The organism is Exiguobacterium sp. ZWU0009, assembly GCF_000798935.2.
GTDB lineage: Bacteria > Bacillota > Bacilli > Exiguobacteriales > Exiguobacteriaceae > Exiguobacterium_A > Exiguobacterium_A acetylicum.
The window spans coordinates 2,192,914-2,210,797 of record NZ_CP018057.1; the positions used below are offsets into that span (position 1 = coordinate 2,192,914).

18 protein-coding genes and 1 other annotated feature are annotated in these 17,884 nt (G+C 43.2%); of the genes, 6 read left to right on the plus strand and 12 right to left on the minus strand.

The genetic code is table 11. The annotated features are described in order from the left end of the window. Positions 1 to 7 precede the first annotated feature (7 nt). The gene (locus L985_RS11590) at positions 8 to 652 is read right to left on the minus strand and encodes a GTP diphosphokinase (protein WP_035396676.1); all 645 of its coding nucleotides are present in this window, start codon (positions 650 to 652) and stop codon (positions 8 to 10) included. A 117-nt stretch (positions 653 to 769) separates the two neighbouring features. Here L985_RS11590 and L985_RS11595 point away from each other — a divergent pair, with 117 nt between their 5' ends. Then, on the plus strand, positions 770 to 1,330 hold the full coding sequence (locus tag L985_RS11595) for a CYTH domain-containing protein (protein WP_052169458.1): 561 nt from the start codon (positions 770 to 772) through the stop codon (positions 1,328 to 1,330). Positions 1,331 to 1,424: 94 nt separating this feature from the next. Then, positions 1,425 to 2,216: a DsbA family protein gene (locus L985_RS11600; RefSeq protein WP_029342209.1), complete on the plus strand. Its 792-nt coding sequence runs from the start codon at positions 1,425 to 1,427 to the stop codon at positions 2,214 to 2,216. Between the two features lie 216 nt (positions 2,217 to 2,432). On the opposite strand, the gene pepF is transcribed toward L985_RS11600, so the two are convergent. The 3 genes from pepF to cls all read right to left on the minus strand — a co-directional run bounded on the left by pepF (position 2,433) and on the right by cls (position 6,780). Further along, on the minus strand, positions 2,433 to 4,235 hold the full coding sequence (pepF, locus tag L985_RS11605; protein ID WP_029342208.1) for an oligoendopeptidase F: 1,803 nt from the start codon (positions 4,233 to 4,235) through the stop codon (positions 2,433 to 2,435). Positions 4,236 to 4,299: 64 nt separating this feature from the next. Further along, positions 4,300 to 5,250 carry a competence protein CoiA family protein gene (locus L985_RS11610; protein ID WP_071908824.1) on the minus strand — a complete coding sequence of 317 codons (951 nt, stop codon included), beginning with the start codon at positions 5,248 to 5,250 and terminating at the stop codon, positions 4,300 to 4,302. Between the two features lie 18 nt (positions 5,251 to 5,268). After that, a complete protein-coding gene (gene cls, locus L985_RS11615; RefSeq protein WP_034786055.1) occupies positions 5,269 to 6,780 on the minus strand; it encodes a cardiolipin synthase in 1,512 nt (503 codons plus the stop codon). A 70-nt stretch (positions 6,781 to 6,850) separates the two neighbouring features. On the opposite strand from cls, the gene L985_RS11620 reads away from it, so the two are divergent. Then, a complete protein-coding gene (locus L985_RS11620; protein WP_047393679.1) occupies positions 6,851 to 7,573 on the plus strand; it encodes an SDR family NAD(P)-dependent oxidoreductase in 723 nt (240 codons plus the stop codon). A 62-nt stretch (positions 7,574 to 7,635) separates the two neighbouring features. Here L985_RS11620 and mecA read toward each other — a convergent pair whose 3' ends face one another. The 3 genes from mecA to L985_RS17040 all read right to left on the minus strand — a co-directional run bounded on the left by mecA (position 7,636) and on the right by L985_RS17040 (position 9,142). Continuing rightward, complete coding sequence (mecA, locus tag L985_RS11625; protein ID WP_023468889.1) at positions 7,636 to 8,262, minus strand: adaptor protein MecA; 627 nt, start codon at positions 8,260 to 8,262, stop codon at positions 7,636 to 7,638. Positions 8,263 to 8,433: 171 nt separating this feature from the next. Next, positions 8,434 to 8,832 carry a transcriptional regulator SpxA gene (gene spxA, locus L985_RS11630; protein ID WP_012370920.1) on the minus strand — a complete coding sequence of 133 codons (399 nt, stop codon included), beginning with the start codon at positions 8,830 to 8,832 and terminating at the stop codon, positions 8,434 to 8,436. A gap of 172 nt (positions 8,833 to 9,004) precedes the next feature. Next, a complete protein-coding gene (locus L985_RS17040) occupies positions 9,005 to 9,142 on the minus strand; it encodes a hypothetical protein (RefSeq protein ID WP_023468890.1) in 138 nt (45 codons plus the stop codon). 223 nt (positions 9,143 to 9,365) lie between these two features. Here L985_RS17040 and L985_RS11635 point away from each other — a divergent pair, with 223 nt between their 5' ends. Further along, on the plus strand, positions 9,366 to 9,899 hold the full coding sequence (locus tag L985_RS11635; RefSeq protein ID WP_029342203.1) for an HD domain-containing protein: 534 nt from the start codon (positions 9,366 to 9,368) through the stop codon (positions 9,897 to 9,899). Positions 9,900 to 9,945: 46 nt separating this feature from the next. Here L985_RS11635 and L985_RS11640 read toward each other — a convergent pair whose 3' ends face one another. From L985_RS11640 to L985_RS11660, 5 genes are all read right to left on the minus strand, one after another. After that, positions 9,946 to 10,899 carry an ABC transporter ATP-binding protein gene (locus L985_RS11640; protein WP_029342202.1) on the minus strand — a complete coding sequence of 318 codons (954 nt, stop codon included), beginning with the start codon at positions 10,897 to 10,899 and terminating at the stop codon, positions 9,946 to 9,948. Beyond that, positions 10,899 to 11,972 carry an ABC transporter ATP-binding protein gene (locus L985_RS11645; RefSeq protein ID WP_029342201.1) on the minus strand — a complete coding sequence of 358 codons (1,074 nt, stop codon included), beginning with the start codon at positions 11,970 to 11,972 and terminating at the stop codon, positions 10,899 to 10,901. The genes L985_RS11640 and L985_RS11645 overlap by 1 nt, the downstream gene beginning before the upstream one ends. 27 nt (positions 11,973 to 11,999) lie before the next feature. After that, complete coding sequence (gene opp3C, locus L985_RS11650; RefSeq protein WP_029342200.1) at positions 12,000 to 13,031, minus strand: oligopeptide ABC transporter permease; 1,032 nt, start codon at positions 13,029 to 13,031, stop codon at positions 12,000 to 12,002. Beyond that, positions 13,031 to 13,957 (minus strand): oligopeptide ABC transporter permease, encoded by a 927-nt coding sequence (gene opp3b, locus L985_RS11655; RefSeq protein ID WP_029342199.1) that lies wholly within the window; start codon positions 13,955 to 13,957, stop codon positions 13,031 to 13,033. Before opp3b ends, opp3C begins: the two co-directional genes overlap by 1 nt. Before the next feature lie 334 nt (positions 13,958 to 14,291). Then, complete coding sequence (locus tag L985_RS11660) at positions 14,292 to 15,905, minus strand: peptide ABC transporter substrate-binding protein (protein ID WP_047393676.1); 1,614 nt, start codon at positions 15,903 to 15,905, stop codon at positions 14,292 to 14,294. 271 nt (positions 15,906 to 16,176) lie between these two features. Here L985_RS11660 and L985_RS11665 point away from each other — a divergent pair, with 271 nt between their 5' ends. Both L985_RS11665 and trpS read left to right on the plus strand, forming a co-directional pair. Next, a complete protein-coding gene (locus L985_RS11665) occupies positions 16,177 to 16,557 on the plus strand; it encodes a DUF3899 domain-containing protein (RefSeq protein ID WP_029342197.1) in 381 nt (126 codons plus the stop codon). A gap of 56 nt (positions 16,558 to 16,613) precedes the next feature. Beyond that, positions 16,614 to 16,819, plus strand: a binding site (T-box leader). A gap of 51 nt (positions 16,820 to 16,870) precedes the next feature. Beyond that, a complete protein-coding gene (trpS, locus tag L985_RS11670) occupies positions 16,871 to 17,872 on the plus strand; it encodes a tryptophan--tRNA ligase (protein ID WP_029342196.1) in 1,002 nt (333 codons plus the stop codon). The last annotated feature ends 12 nt before the right edge of the window (positions 17,873 to 17,884 follow it).

Below are 17,884 nucleotides of genomic sequence, written 5' to 3' on the forward strand. Positions count from 1 at the left end.
CATCCCCCTACTCTTTTAATCGTTCAGACGCCTTAGCGTCGCGTTGAAAGACGAGTTGTGCGTCTTGGATTTCTACTTTCAGCTGGCTCATCTCCGCATCAAGCAAAAATGCTGCCTCTGCCGCACGCCGCAATCGCTCACGCGTCTCTTCCGGAATATTTCCTTGGTACTTATAGTTCAACGAGTGTTCAATCGTTGCCCAGAAGTTCATCGCAAGCGTTCGAATTTGAATTTCGACTAATGTCGGAACTTCACCTTCGATTGTCTGTACCGGATAGGCAATGATGACGTGATACGATCGATAGCCACTATCCTTTTTTTGCGTAATGTAGTTTCGTTCTTCGACGATTTTGAAATCTCCGCGCGAGCGCAAGAGCTCAAGGACATGAATGATATCATCGACGAATTGACACATGATACGTAATCCGGCGATATCCTGCATATCTTGTTCTAATGACTCGCGCGCAATTGCTTTTCGTTCCGCTTTTTGAAGAATGCTCTTTACAGGTTTGACCCGTCCTGTGACAAATTCAATCGGTGAATGTTCTCCCCGTTGCTGAAATTGTTTACGAATCGCTTTTAGCTTAACTTTCAACTCATCGACCGCGATTTGATACGGCGCAAGAAATAAATCCCAATTTTCTTTTGTCATCTGATTTGTCACCACTTTTAATCGAATAGTATTGGTTCGGTGCCTGTTCCTACCTCATTCATGTTATCATATTTTCAGACATTCAACTAGAAAGGCGTGATTCCGATTAGACAAGAATTGGAAATCGAATTTAAGAACTTATTGTCTGAACAAGAATATCTATCACTATTTACCCATTATGCGTCAACAAAACAACCCATTTGGCAAGCAAATGATTATTTTGATACACCAGATTTTGAACTTCGTAAAAAAGGCGCTGCATTACGGATTCGTGAAAAAAAACAGGGACTCGTACTGACTTTAAAACAACCTCATGAAAAGGGGTTGCTTGAGACACATGTCACGTTATCAGCAACTGAAGCAGAAGATTTATTCAAATACGGTCTAATTCATTCCGAAGAGATGAACAATCAGCTAAAGTCATTTGATTTACAGGGATCTTTAGAACATTTAGGTCGATTAGAGACAGAACGAATCGAAACCGTTCTTCCAGAAGGATTGCTTGTCCTTGATAAAAGTCGCTATCTCGGACATACCGATTATGAGTTAGAGTTTGAGGTCAGTAACTTCGAACAAGGGCAAAAGGATTTCGAGCGACTTCTTTCAGAACACGACATTCCCAAGCGCAAAACAAAAAACAAAATCGTTCGCTTCATGGAACGTAAAGCGCTTTCTTGATTTTTCGTGTAAGAATGAACAAGCAAAACCTTTGCTCTTTCTTTTTTTTCGTTGCTAAAATAGGGTAACGATAACAACAGGAAGGGGTGAACGGATGGAACACGCACAATGCAACGGATCTTATTGTTCATTGGACGAACCATCGATTCAACAACCGACGAAACCTCTGGAAATCTATCATTTTCTAGATGTGACACAAACGGATGGTTTACGGTTGATACCCGTCCTCAAGAAGCTAGAGCTAGAATATGGTCATCTGTTCCGTCTTCGGACGATTGCAACGATTCCATGTGCTCCATCACGATCTGCATGCGATATGTCACCACTCGTCATTCTAAAAGCAATTGAGCTTCAAGGAAAAACGTTTGGTATGCGATTCATGCGACGCCTTCGAATGCTTCATAACGTCGAAGGAGAAAGTGCTTATAGTCGCCCATCATTGATGCGGCTAGCAGAAGCATTGACGGAGTATGGTTTGGATTTAGAAGAGTTCCATCGTGATGTGTCGTCGGATACGATTCAGCAAATGCTCGAGAAAGAAACTGAACTAGTCACCGAGTGGGATGTTCGGATTCTTCCGACACTTGCTTTCGTCGGAGACGAAGAAGCGATTAAAGCAGAAGGACCTTATGAGTATTTGGTGTATGTCTCGATCTTAAGTGAATTGCTAGATCATACGATCGAAAAACAACCGAAGCCACCACTCGAACAATTCTTGAGACGGTATGAAACAGCAACAACGGCTGAAATCGCCTTTATTTATGACGCTCCTGAATCCCAGATTGAACATGAATTAAAAAAACTAGTCTTGCAACAAAAATGTGCTTCTCTATCGTACTGTGATGGAAAAGTATGGCGTCATTTAAAAGATTCGGCACATGCATGATAAAAACATAAAAAGGACAGTGAAGCGTGCTTCACTGTCCTTTTTATGTTCAATCATAGACAAAAGAAAAAGTCCCTCATGACGAGAAGGACTTTTCTTTTGACCACTGGATGGGGGAAAAAGAGAATCGACTGGGGAATGTGACCCTCTTCACAATATAAGTATATCGTGGACCACTCCTCTTTTCCACTCTTTGTTCACTTTGTCACAAAGATGTCACTCTGCTAACAAAGATTCAAATTCATCTAGGACACGTTCAAATTGACGAAGTGCTGCTTCCACTGGTGCTTTTGTTGTCATATCAACACCCGCAGCTTTTAACACTTCGATTGGATAATCACTTGATCCCGCTTTTAAGAAATTGTTGATGTATCGCTCTACAGCAGGTTGTCCTTCTTCTAGAATCTGATCCGTCAAGGCAGCAGCAGCAGAAATACCTGTTGCATACTGATAGACATAATAATTGTAGTAGAAGTGTGGAATCCGAGCCCATTCTAGACCAATTTCTTCATCTAATACAATTTCTTCTCCAAAGTATTTTTGATTCAACGCATAATACGTTGACGTTAGGAATTCCGGTGTCAGCGATTGTCCAAGACGAGCCGCATCATGGATTGCATGTTCGAACTCGGCGAACATCGTTTGTCGGAACAATGTTCCGCGGAATGTTTCGAGTTGATTGTTCAATAGATAGAGTTTTTCTTTACGATCCGTCACTTTTTTCAATAGATAGTCGTTCAATAATGCTTCATTCGTCGTTGAGGCGACTTCTGCGACGAAGATTGAATAGTCACCATATGGATATGGTTGAGATTTCCGCGTGTAATAACTATGGACAGAATGTCCGAATTCATGTGCGAGTGTAAAGAGGTTGTTGATGTTGTCTTGCCAGTTCATCAAAATGAACGGCTGTGTATCATAAGCACCAGAAGAGTAAGCTCCACTCCGTTTACCACGCGTCTCCCGGACATCAACCCAACGTTCAGACAATCCTTCTTCGAGGATGTGCTTGTACTCCGCTCCGAGCGGTGCGAGTCCTTCAACCATCAATTGTTTCGCTTCCTCATAAGAGACTTTCATCTCCACCTCAGAAACGAGTGGTGTGTACATATCATACACGTGTAGTTCATCGAGTCCGAGCACCCGCTTACGCAGGGCGACGTAACGATGGAGCAGTGGTAAATGCTCATGTACCGCTTCAACTAATCCATCATAGACGGACTCAGGAATCGCATTACCGTGTAAAGCTGCTGCGCGTGCCGATGGGAACTTCCGGACATCCGCATAGAAGTTGTCTTTCTTAACTGACCCAGCAAGTGTCGAGGCGAGTGTATTGGTGTATTTCGCATATGTTCCGTACATCGCTTTAAATGCTGCTTCACGGACCGAACGATCAGATGATTCAAGGAATGTGATGAAGCGACCATGCGTCAACTCTGTCTCTTCTCCGTCTTCCCCTTTAATTTTCGGGAATGTCAGATCTGCATTGTTCAACATACCGAACGTCGTACCGGATTGACCGAGTACTTCTCCTGCCTTCGCAAGAATCGCTTCTTCTGCTTCCGTCAGGACGTGTTCACGCTCTTGATTCAATTCATCAAATGCGTGACGATACATCGCAAGATCTGGATTCTCATTAAGATACGTCTCAATCGTTGACTCAGGTACAGCTAATAGTTCTGGTGTCATGAAAGCAAGTGTTGCTCCGATTTGCGACGCGAGCGTCCGAGCACGGTCGTTCATGGCTTGATAGAAGCTGTCTGCTGTATTTTCGTCATAACGCATGTGCGCGTATGTATAAAGCTTATAAAGGCGTCTTGAGACTTCGTCTCGTAACTGTAACCCTTCATAGAGCGTTTCTGCACTCTGTCCAAGACGACCCTTATACTCGACGAGTAATGGAAGCATCGCTTTCACCGATTCGAATTCTTCTTCCCACGCTTCGTTCGTTGCGTAAATCGACTCTAGATTCCATGTTTCTGTAACGTCAACATCTTGACGTGTTAATACTTCTGCCATTTCCCTCACTCCTTTAATTCAGTTATACCTGTTTTCTTTTCGACAAACAATCGAAGTGCTCCTGCTAAAACAGCTTATTCGCCTCCTCAATCCGCTCCATCCATTCCCTGACAAGAGCATCAATCAACTCTCTTTCAATTGATAGATTCAATTGCTGAAGCAGTTGATTTATGGCATGTTCCAGACAGATCGAAGTATATCTTCCTTTTAGCTCTAAAAAGACGACGATTTGAAATTCAAAGGGATGGACGGGTAGAAATAATAAACGTGTGATGGGAAGAAAGACAAAAGAGGGAAGATTTTGTAGATGGAAACCTGCTTGATACAGTGGAACCTTTAGGAGGCGTGGAGGTAATGAAGGATAAAAAGGACGTCGACGATAGCGATGAACGATTCCTTGCCATCGAGCGATTGAAAATTTCCGAGGAAATGATGAAGACTCTATCGAGAGAAAATCAGATAACGAAAGCGATTGAACCGTACAATAGACATGATGTTTCGCAAAAGGAACCGGATGTCGAAATCTCCGGATTTGATTCTCGACGATTAGATCCAAATAATCATTTTGTAAAAATGCTTGTCGCATCCAACCTTGCAATCGCAATGTGACACCCTGTGAAGGATGAAATCCGATCCACCGAACTGTTTGTTCTTGTTTCGCATCAAGTATGGCTCGTCTCATCCATTCCTCTGCCGACATTGGAGAACGTTGAATTTCAATTCCAAGTTCCCTTTCTGGTATCCACAGGTCAAAACGTCTCTCTCCAGTCATCCATTCAAATTCGACTTGGATACCTGCGTTTATTAAAGAATCGGCAATACGCTTTTTCCAGGACATATGCAAACTACTTTCTCCTGAACAAGCTGAGATATGTGCAAAATGTGGTCGTCGTCCTTGCCTGACGCGCAATGGCTTCAGGCAATACGGACAACGTAAGGACATCGCTTTTAATTCATGGATGGGAAATCTGTGAATCATGATGCGTTTACCAGAAGCATTAATGGCTTCAAACATCTGAATCGTCCCCTTTTGCTAGAGTAACGGTGAGAATAAACGTGAAATTGATTCAATCAATCGACGGCGTAATGGACGCCGATGAAACAGATCAGCATCAACTTGTGTTGAATGGCTAAAATCTTCATAAAAATCACGTGTCAGTTCATGAACAGAGTTTGTTCCGTATAAAAAAGCATTCACTTCGAAATTCAAATGAAAACTACGTAAATCCATGTTCGCTGTCCCAATCGTTGCGATGGCGTCATCGACGACGATGACTTTCGAGTGCATGAACCCTTTGTTGTACTCGTAGATTTTCACACCAGCTTGTAGCAAATCATCAAAGTATGAACGGCTCGCATAAAACACGATTTTATGATCTGGGAAACTCGGTAGTAGAATACGGACATCAATCCCTGCCATAGCAGCTGTCTTCAGCGCTGTCATGAGATCTTCGTCCGGTATCAAATACGGGGAAGCAATATAGACCGATTCACGCGCTTCCGTGATGAGCCCGAAGTAAAGTGATTTCATTGCCTCATGTGGCTCATCAGGTCCGCTTGCAATGATTTGAACGCCTCCTGTTGCTTCTTCAACGTACTCAAGTGGCTCCATATAAAACGGGGTAAACAGCCGTTCACCGGTCATGTAATACCAGTCTTGCAAAAAAATCAATTGGAGTTCAGAGACAGCCTCTCCTCTTACAAGAAGGTGAGTATCACGCCAGAAACCAAAATGTTGATCACGACCGATATACTCGTCGCCAATGTTGATTCCGCCTGTAAAAGCAACCGTTCCATCGATGACGACGATTTTCCGATGATTCCGGTAGTTAGATTTACTCGAAATAAACGGTAAGACGACGGGGAAAAACGCACGAACCTCAATACCAGCCGCCTGCATCTTCTTGAAATAATGTTTATCCGTCGAAAAACATCCGACAGCATCATAAAGAAAGCGGACCTCGATTCCTTGCTTGGCCTTTTCAATCAACGCTTCCTGTAACTGAAGCGCAAGTTGATCATCGCGTACGATATAGTACTCCAAATGAATATGATGCTGTGCTTGACGAATCTCTTCTAAAAGAATCGGAAACTTTTCCTGACCATTCGTCAAGATCCTTGTATGTGTATTATACGAAATCGGAAGGCGACTGATTGAATCGATAAGTGTCACAACTTTTCCATAATGTCCTTCTTGGAACACTGATTGGTGTACCCCTGCCTTAAACTGGGTACGATATTTAATGTAAGACTCTTCATCAAGCATTGCCTTCAGTCGAAACATTCGTTTTCGACGGTAATTCTGACCAAATGTGAAATACACGAATACGCCAACGACAGGCAATGCCATCATGACGAGTGCCCAGACGAGCGTTCGTTCTGGGTTCCGATTTTCAAGTAAAATGATGACGAACACGCTCATGACGACCAAGATGATGACGATGGACAGCCAACCTACCATATAGACACTCCAATAGTAGGATAAAAAGGCAATCAAGCCGATGGTCAAGATGAGGGTCATGAGAAGTTGTACACGTCGTAGCATGAATCCCCCTCCTTTTTTATGTAGATCGTACAAATCGTATTTTAACTGATGACAGAAAGGAAGCGTTTAAATGGGTACGTATATCATTACTGGTGCAACAAGTGGAATTGGTGAGGCAACTTCCCTTCAACTCATTCGGGAGGGACATACCGTCCTTGCGATTGGTCGCAATGAAGAAAAGGGATCCTCGCTTGAATCAAACGGAGAAGGACGTTTATATTTCTTCCCTGTCGACTTAGCTGATTCCTCTGCAATCGATGCGTTCTTTGAAGAAACACAAGAAGATTTCCCAGAAATCGATGGTATTTTCAACAATGCAGGTACTTTCGGGAAACCCGTTGCACCTGAACGTGTCTCCGATCAACAAAAAGAAGTGTTCCAAGTGAACTATCACGCGCCCGAACGAATCATCCAGCTTGCGACGAAACGCTTCTCAAAGGGTGCTTCTATCGTCAATAATAGTGCCATCGTAGGTCACGTTAAGTTTCCAGCAATGCTACTGCCTTATGCATCGTCTAAAAGTGCTTTACTGACGCTAACAAAGACATACGCCGCCCGATTCCATGGTAAGTACCGATTTAATGCTATTTGCCCGGGACCAGTCGATACAGCGCTCAGTCATGCGTTATATGGCGGGAAAGATAAATTTGATCTCGCAATGAAACATCACCTTCGAGGTGAACCTGCACAACCTTCTGAAATCGCTGAGGTCGTTTGTTTCTTACTATCAAACAAAGCGAGTTACATCAACGGTCAAGCGCTCATCGTAGATGGAGGCTACACCCTCACTTAATACCAGAACAAAAGGAGGTATCACGATATGTGATCCTCCTTTTCCTCGCACTTTTTCTGACCTTAGTTCGGAAAATGTTTCCGAATGAACGGAAAGACATCTGAAGCAATGATCTGTTTCCCGTATTCAGCGACAGGATGTATCGTTTGCTCGCTGAACTGGAGATACTCTGCGATTAAACTCATGACGTTTTCTTGCGCCTCTACGTTCACATCATCTTCGAAATGAACATGCAGTAAATAGAGTCCATCTTTTTGGTAAAGCGCTGTTTCAAGTTCTGCGAATACAGGAGCATTCGCATATTGACTGAGCGCGATGATATGTTCAAAATCGCGAGTTTCAAATAAAACATCTTGGCTTAACTCTGTATCTTTATCTTCTGTCTCAGACATCGCTGATCGTAAAAGTGAATCGAGTTCGTCTTCATCGACTTGCTCACCATCAACTGCATTTTTCGCGATCGTTACAGTGACTTCAAGACCTTTTTCAAATGCTTGCACTTGTATCCACAGTGGACCTTCGAAGGAGATGGACTCTTTTTCATTCGCTTCGTCCATCATTTGCCAGAATAACTGTTCTCCCCGTTCCCGGTTATACCAAATCTCATCTCGGGCAAAACCACGGCGTTCGATGTCGGTGTACGTGATGAAGAACTTGACCGTATTGTCATTGACGCGTTCGATTTTCAAACTGTCCACTCCTTTCTTCTCGTTCCTTATCTAGAATACGAACGAGGACATGACTTGGATTCATAGTTTTGAATCCTAAGGATATATTTCTATTCCTTTGTTATCTTTATTTTAACCTTTTTTATCGGTAACAAAAAGCACACTGCTCACGAAGCAGCGTGCTTTTCAAAATTACTCGTTTACAAGACGCTGTGCTTCCAAAAGTTGGAACGTACGCACCTTGCGCGGTAAGAATCGACGGATTTCATCCTCGTTGTATCCAACTTGAAGGCGTTTTTCATCAATCAAGATTGGGCGACGCAATAATCCCGGATATTCTTGAATCAAATCGTATAGGTGCTGCAACGATAAGTTTTCAACGGAAACATCGAGTTTCGAGAAGACTTTTGAACGTGTTGAGATAATCTCGTCCGTTCCATCTTCCGTCATACGAAGAATCTGTTTGATTTCATCGAGCGATAATGGTTCTGAAAAAATATTACGTTCAACGAACGGGATTTCATGTTCTTCAAGCCACGCGCGTGCTTTCCGACAAGAAGTACAACTTGGTGAAGTATAGAGTGTTACCATTGAAAAACATCCTCCCCCTGATTTAACATCATTCAATATCTATGTGAATAAGCAAATATTGATGATGGTTCTATTACTTGACAGTTTACATCTAATAAAGCAGAAAACCTAGCTTTTTTATAAAGATGAAAGAACTTTTCGTAAAAAAGCTTGTTAAAGCCACCACGTGGCTTTAACAAGCTGGCGTGTGATCAAATGGCTGAGAAATCGTCTCTTTTGCTTTAGGAAGTTTCATTTCTTTCAGTTTTTTCTCTAAAATATCCCGCAAAAGGCGCTTCTTCAGCTTTTTCTTCTTGTCACGTTCTTTCATATTCCGACACCCCAATCGGCCCGAAACAGAACTAACAACCTACGAAAGCGAAATAATCATCTTCTACATTAGTAAGTATACCACGTAAACTAAAAATCTATTCCTACTTTAAGCAATTAAATATGTGAGATTGTCGATTGAGAAATGAAAAACAGTTGCAATTTCTTTCAATTTTCTGTAGAGTGTATAGAAATATCAACGCTCAGAAAGGAGTTTTTCATTCATGGCATTAACACTCGTCACGATTCTCGATCATCCGATCGCTCAAAAATATTTATCTCGTTCTGGCTTAAATCATGCGATTTCAGTCGCGGAGCGCGCGCTAACACTTGCTACGAAACGCGGCTTAGATGCTGACACTGCTACGAAGGCAGCACTCTTACATGATATCGGTCATTACGAATGGTATACCGATGGCACTTGGAACTATGATTTATATCGCCAAAATGATATTCATGCCATTAAAGGAGCTGAACGTGCTCACAAACTTCTAATTCGCCTTGGTGAAGAACCAGCACGCGCAAAAGAAATTGCTCTCGCCGTTCTGTTGCATACGGATTCTTATCTTCCACCAGGTGCGATCAATCGAACACCTCTTCAACAACTTGTCCATGATGCGGATACGCTGGAAGAACAGCCGGGCGGACTCCATCATTACGAAAAAATTGACTTTGAAGAAGCCATGCGTCGTCTTGATGCAATCGATGCAGTCGTCCATCGATTTGCTCATCTACCGCGTATCGCATCAGAAAATTAAAAGGCATTTCCACGATCAACGTGGAAATGCCTTTTTGCTTTAACGATTATACGAGTTGCGCTTGATACGCTTCAAGTTCTGCATCCGTCATCGAAACGAAGTGACCTGGCTCGATTTCACGAAGTGGTGGAATGCTCGAATCTTCATCCGATTTACCGACCGGTCCACTCGTCGGACGATCGAAGATGATCCGTTTACGTGTCCGCTCGTGCTCTGGATCCGGAAGCGGAATCGCAGACAAAAGTGACTTCGTATACGCATGAACTGGATTCTCATACAGACGATCCGCATCACACAATTCAACGAGGTGACCCTGATACATAACACCGATCCGGTCTGAGATATACTTGACCATCGATAAATCATGGGCGATGAACAAGTATGTCAAACTGCGATCACGTTGCAGTTTTTTCATCAAGTTGACGACTTGGGCTTGAATCGATACGTCGAGTGCTGAAATCGGCTCATCCGCAATGATGAAGTCCGGCTCTACAGCAAGTGCGCGTGCGATACCAATCCGTTGACGCTGACCACCTGAGAACTCGTGCGGGTAACGACTCGCATGTTCTTTCGTCAAACCAACCGTCTCAAGCAAATCATACACACGGTTATTGCGCTCTTCTTTTGAGTTTGCTAAACCGTGAATATCGATTCCTTCAGCGATGATATCGCCAACCGTCATCCGTGGATTTAACGATGCATACGGATCTTGGAAGATCATTTGCATTGCACGGTTGAATTTCAATTTGTCTTTACGTGACTTCTTACCATGAACGTTTTCACCTTTGAAGATGACTTCGCCGTCTGTCGCTTCGTATAAACCAATAATCGAGCGACCAGTCGTAGACTTACCACAGCCTGACTCTCCAACGAGACCAAGTACTTCGCCTTCGTAGATATCAAATGAAAGTCCATCAACCGCTTTGACGACGCGTCCACGTCCAATATTGAAATGTTGCTTCAAGTTTTTTACTTCAAGTAATTTATTACGGTTTTCCATTATTTCAGACCGCCTTTCAGAAGCGATTTTGAGAACACGCTGTCCGGACGGTATTTTAACGCCAAGTCACGGATTGCAGCGGGTGGTTCGACATATGGAGCTTGTGGATGTAGCAACCACGTCGCCGCTTCGTGTGTATCTGAGATTTTGAAGAAAGGTGGTTCTTTCTCGAAATCAATCTTCATCGCGTATTTGTTACGCGGTGCAAACGCATCACCGACTGGTGGATGCATCAAGTTCGGTGGAGTTCCTGGAATCGCAGGAAGATCTTGTGAACGGTCATCAGATGGACGTGGCATTGAACCTAGTAGTCCCCAAGTGTATGGATGACGCGGCTCATAGAAGATCTCATCTACTGTACCTTTTTCAATCAATTTACCAGCATACATGACGGCTACACGGTCAGCCATGTTCGCTACGACACCTAAGTCGTGCGTAATAAAGATGATTGCTGTACCCGTTTTTTGCTGAATGTCTTTCAATAACTCGAGAATCTGAGCTTGAATCGTAACATCGAGTGCAGTCGTCGGCTCATCGGCAATCAACACTTTCGGATTACATGCAAGCGCGATTGCGATGACGATCCGTTGACGCATCCCACCCGATAATTGGTGCGGATATTGTTTCAGACGCGCTTCTGGATTCGGAATTCCTACGAGTGTCAAAAGTTCGAGTGTACGCTTTTTCGCTGCGTCACCTGTTAAGCCTTGGTGACGTTTTAGACCTTCAGCGATTTGTTTATAAATCGTCATCGTCGGGTTAAGTGATGTCATCGGATCTTGGAAAATCATTGCGATATCACGACCGCGGACTTTTTGCATTTCTTTATCGGAAAGCTTAACGAGGTCGCGACCTTCAAATAAGATTTCACCTTGTGTGATTTCACCTGGTGGGTTTGGGATCAAACGCATGATCGCTTTTGAAGTAACCGATTTACCAGAACCAGACTCACCAACGATTGCGAGTGTCTCGCCTTTTTTCAAATCAAACGATACACCGCGGACGGCTTGTACCGTCCCGGCATACGTATGGAAAGCGACATTCAGGTCGCGAACAGATAAAATAGTTTCCATTGTGAATGAGCTCCTCTCTAGTTTCCGTTAGCGTCGTAAACGTGGGTCGAACGCATCACGCAGTCCATCTGCCAACATATTGAAGCTGACCATGAGGAGTACGATGACCGTCGATGGAACAACGAGCAAGAATGGGAACGTTTTGAGTTCTTTGTACCCTTCGTTGATCAATGTACCGAGTGACGGTTGTGGTGGTGCAAGTCCTAAACCGATGAAGCTTAAGAACGCTTCGAAGAAGATCGCACTTGGAATCGTGAACATAAGCGAGATAATGATTGTTCCCAAGGTATTTGGAATCAAATGCTTGAAGATTAATCGTGCGCTAGAAGCACCAAGTGTCCGTGCTGCAAGAACGAATTCTTGGTTCTTTAGTTTCAGGATTTGACCACGAACAAGTCGGCTCATCCCGATCCAGCCGGTAATCGTCATCGCAAGGATGATCGTCGTGATCCCTGGTTCAAGAATCAAGATGAACAAGATGATCAAAATCAAGTTCGGTACACCTGTTAAAATTTCTGCAATCCGTTGCATGATGTTATCGACACGCCCACCGTAGTAAGCAGAAATCCCGCCGTATGTGACACCAACGAGAACGTCGATGAGTGCTGCCATCAACCCGATGAATAGCGAAATCTTCGTTCCTTCCCAAACACGTGACCAAAGATCACGACCAAGGTGGTCCGTTCCGAACCAGAAGTTCTCCGTCACCTGTTTTTGTTTATAAAAATCAATCGGCGTATCACCAAGTGTCGCCATACCGTCAAAACCAGCCCACTCTAAACCAGTAACTTTAGGCGGAAGTTTAGCTTGCGTGATTGTTTGGGTATAAGGGTCATTACCAGACAACGCAGGTCCGACCAATGACATGATCGCGATGATGATGATGACAGCAAGTGAGAGAATCGCTGCTTTGTTCTTGCGTAGACGCATCCAAGCATCTTGCCAGAAGTTTAAGCTTTTACCAGCAAGGCGTTCCCCTGCTTGTTCATTGAACTCAACGTGTTGGAACAGCGATGAATCAAACTGTTCTGCTTTTGCATTTGAATTTTGTTCAGCCATTATTTGTTACCCCCCAAACGGATCCGTGGATCAACGACACCGTACAGCAAATCGACGATCAAAATCATGAGAATGAAGACTGCTGAGAAGAACAACGTCGTACCCATGATGACTGTGTAGTCATTTTGTGTGATTGATGATACGAAGAGTTCACCAAGACCAGGTACAGAGAAAATCCGCTCAATGACGAGTGTTCCTGTAATCAAAGCAGCTGTCATTGGTCCAAGAATCGTAATCGCCGGAATCAAGGCGTTCCGAACCATGTGTTTCCAAGTAATCGACTGACCATCTAGGCCTTTTGCTTTAGCTAACGTGACATAATCCTGGTTCGTAACTTCTAGCATCTCTGTCCGGACGAATCGAGCAATTGAGGCTGTGACCCCAAGTGATAACGATATAGTCGGCAAGATGGTATGCGCCGGGCTTTCCCAGAACGCGACTGGCAAAACGCCCCATTTCACGCCAACGTAGTATTGAAGGAGTGAGGCGAATACGAAGGACGGTACCGAGATTCCGATAACCGATACGAACATCGCACCGTAATCGATCACTGTGTTGTGGCGAAGCGCTGCGACAACACCTAAGACGAGTCCTAATAATACTCCGAGTACTAGTGCTTGAACTCCTAATTGAGCCGATGGTCCAATTCGTTCAGAAATCAAATCCGTTACCGGACGGCTATCATATTTGAATGAAATACCGAGATCTCCTTGGAACAAGTTGACCATATACGCTGCATAGCGTTGTGGCAGTGGATCATTCAAGTTGTACTTATCCCGAAGGATATTCAACTGTTCAGGAGAAAGTTTCTCCTGGTTTTGGAACGGTGAACCTGGTAGCAGATCCATCAGGAAGAAAGTGAACGAAGCGATGAGTAAAAACGTCAGTACGCCGTAAACCAGGCGTTGAGCTAAATAACGGCCCATAAGATGGCACCCCCTATAAAGATTTTCTGTTTTTTTCGAAACATCAATAAAATCAGTATGACCCACAATTGTCGGAACATTCAAGAATTTTGTCATAAAAATTTAAAAATTCTTTTTTAATTGTGCTTTGATTTGATGTTCGCTTGGATGTTTTTCTAATTTCATCCAATAGTCAGAATTTTTCGTTTGATTCCATTATACTTTGCTAACAAAGTAATTAGAACTACTTTTTTACGAAACTTTCACATTTTCGATAAAAATGAGTTTCCATTCATAAAAAGTAGTATAAAACAGGAGCGTACCCGAACTGATCAGGGGACGCTCCCATTCTCGATTACTTAATATCAACGTATTTGTATTGGAAATCTGCTCCGAACACTTGACGGTTGAAATCTTTAACCGTCGGACGGCTCAAGTATGCAGAACCTGCTTGATAGATTGGCGCGATGGCTTGATCTTTCTCAATCAATTGTGCTTCCGCTTGTTTGAAGAGATCGAGACGTTTGTTTAAGTCAGACTCTTCATTCGCTGCGTTCAACAATTTATCATAAGCTGCAGACTTGTACTTGACGTCGTTTTGGCTATTCGTTGATTCGAAGATCGAAAGGTTAGACATTGGATCCTGGTAATCCGGGCCCCAAAGTGAGTAAGAAACCTGGTAGTCTCCTTTTGATTCAAGATCGAGTTTATTCTTGAACGGTTGTTGTTTGATTGAAACAGTGACGTTCGGAAGATTTTTCTCGATTTGACCTTTCATGTACTCACTGATCTTCTTCGCATCTTCATTGTCGAATGAAAGAAGTTCAATCGTCGTTTTCTTATCGCCGTTTGCTTTTTTCCAAAGATCAGCTGCTTCTTTTCCATCACGGTCGAACCAGTTGATGTCGCTCGTATAGTCTTTACCAGACGCATCTTTGATGAATTCTTTCGGAATGAAGCTTGTTGTTGGAATCGAACCGTTCGCAAGAAGCGTATCTGTAATTCCTTTTGGATCGATAGCACGAGCAATTGCTTTACGTGCATCAACATTTTTCATCGTTGCATCTTCGTTATTGAACTTCAAATAAGCGATTGAAGAACGAAGTGCTGTCTTGAATTCAGGCTTCGATTTGTAAGCTTCAACTTGCTCTGAAGTCAGACCAGCGTAATCGATATCGTTTGAATCATAAAGGTTTACTACTGTTGACGTATCTTTGACGACACTGACCGTAACTTCGTCGAGTTTGACAGCATCTTTATCCCAGTAGTTATCGTTTTTCTTCAGGACACGTTTTGAATCCGTTTTCCAAGATTCCCAAACGAAAGGACCGTTATAGAGTAATTTATCTGGTTTAAGCGAGAAGTCTTTTTCATTCTTTTTGTAGAAGTCTTCACTGATCGGTGAGTACGTACCAAACGATGTCAGTGAAAGGAAATACGGCGCTGGACGCTCAAGTTTTACTTCTAACGTTTTGTCGTCAAGTGCTTTAACACCGAGTTCGTCGACAGCTTTTTTACCCTGTGTAACATCAGCGCCGTTTTTTAACGTGTCAAAGATGTACGAGTAACTAGATGCTGTTTTCGGATCAGCAGCACGTTTCCAAGCGAATTCGAAATCTTGTGCTTTGACGGGTGAACCATCAGACCATTTTGAATCACGAAGTGTGAACGTATACGTCAAGTTATCACTTGAGATATCTGTTTTTTCTGCAAGTGCTGGAATGGCTTTGCCGTCTTTATCGAGACGGTAAAGACCTTCCATCGTGTTCCCGATCATGTTGAAAGCGACAGAATCCGTAGCTTTTGCCGGGTCAACTGTCGTGATATCCGAAGAGTCTGTTAAGCGTAGATTTTTCTTTCCGTCTGTAGAACCTGAATCACTGTCTCCGCCACCTGTCGAACATCCAGCAAGCACTGCGCTTCCTGCAAGCATGACTGATAATGCGAGACCGACTGTTTTTTTCTTCATCGGTAAGTCATCTCCTTTTCAATTTCCAAGTTGCCATAATGCCTATGACATCAATAACGTCCCGTCGAAACTGCAATGTATTCCCCAAAATGCATTGACCTAGTTTCAAAAACTTAAACGAAGTGATAAATTGATTTTATGTGAGAATAGCATTAACGTCAAGTAAATAGTCACACTATTTGCTATTTTGCATCATTCGTTTGTTACCGATTCGTAACAGGATTAAAAATTTCGTATACTAAGGTTATCAATGCATTTAAGGGGGATTTTCATGCGATCGACCTATTTCCGACCTGTCATCATTGCGGTCATTCTAGTCTTACTTTATACGATATGGGCGACTATCACCGATTCGACGCACGGTATTTTGTACCATCTATCTGGTGGATTATTCATTGGAGGCTTTTTGCTTATGGCAATCGGATTCTTTTCCAACATGTCGGCTAACGGCTTCTTCCGTGGCATGACAGCTGGATTTAAAAAACAACGGGAAGCGAAGCTTCGAGAGATTGATGGCGATTACTACGAAGATGATGACGAAGAGGAAGAAGTCCTCCGTAAAAAGCAAAACCGGGCTTCTGCCCGAACGAAACCCTATGTTTCTAGTGGTATTATCTTCATCATCGTATCGCTGATCATCTCTTACTTTTAATCGAAATCACCGTGACGTGCCTTCTATCGTATGGTAAACTTAAGTGAATTAAACAAGAAAACACGACGACAAAGAGTAGTAACTTAGGTACATCCCTTTCAGAGAGTCCATGGTGCTGGAAATGGACAGGTGATGCCTACGTGAATGGACTTTCGAGTGGCTGATTCGAATCAAGTAGAGTCAGATGGGTGTGCCCATTACAGCAAATTGAGCGGCTATGCGAATAGCAACTTGGGTGGCAACGCGATGAATCGTCCCTTGATTTTCAAGGGGCGTTTTTTATTTTGATTTTATTATTTGGAGGGATTTCATTATGAAAACGATTTTCTCAGGTATCAAACCAACGGGAACAGTAACACTTGGAAATTACTTAGGTGCCATGAAACACTTCGTTAACTTACAGGATGGTCATGATGCATATTATTGTGTCGTCGATTTGCACTCCATCACGGTCGACATTGATCGTGTCGAATTGATGAATAATACACGTGCACTCGCAGCTCTTTATATCGCAAGTGGTCTGAATCCAGAAAAATCAACAATCTTCGTTCAATCAGAAGTTAAAGCGCATGCGCAACTCGGCTGGATGTTGACGTGTCTTTCTGGAATGGGTGAACTAGAGCGTATGACACAGTATAAAGATAAATCGCAAGGGAAAGACCGAATCGGTGCTGGATTGTTTGTCTATCCGACACTCATGGCAGCTGATATCCTACTCTATGATGCGGAACTCGTTCCGGTCGGCGATGACCAAAAACAACATATTGAGTTAACGCGCGACTTGGCTCAACGTTTTAATAGTCGTTACTATGAGACGTTCACATTACCAGAACCAATCATCGCTGAATCAGGAGCTCGAATCATGAGCCTGACGACACCAGACAAAAAGATGTCAAAATCTGATCAGAATCCGAAAGGCTTCATCTCGATGCTTGACGCACCAGATGTCATTCGTAAAAAAGTAAAATCAGCCGTCACGGACTCCGAAGGAATCGTCAAATTCGATCGGGAAAATAAACCAGGTGTGTCGAATTTGCTTGAAATCTACTCCCTACTCGCTGGCATCTCGATTCCAGATCTCGAAACCAAATACGAAGGTTCGAACTACGGAACATTTAAAGCAGATGTCGCGGAAGCAATCATTTCAGAACTCGAACCGATTCAACAACGCTACTATGAGTTGATTGATTCAGAAGAACTCGATCAGATTCTCGACGCTGGACGAGACCGTGCTGAAGCCGTTGCTGCTAAAAAGCTCGCGAAAATCGAGAAGGCAATGGGCTTACAACGGAAGCGTGCTAAAGTAAAAAAATAAGTTCTACGCAAA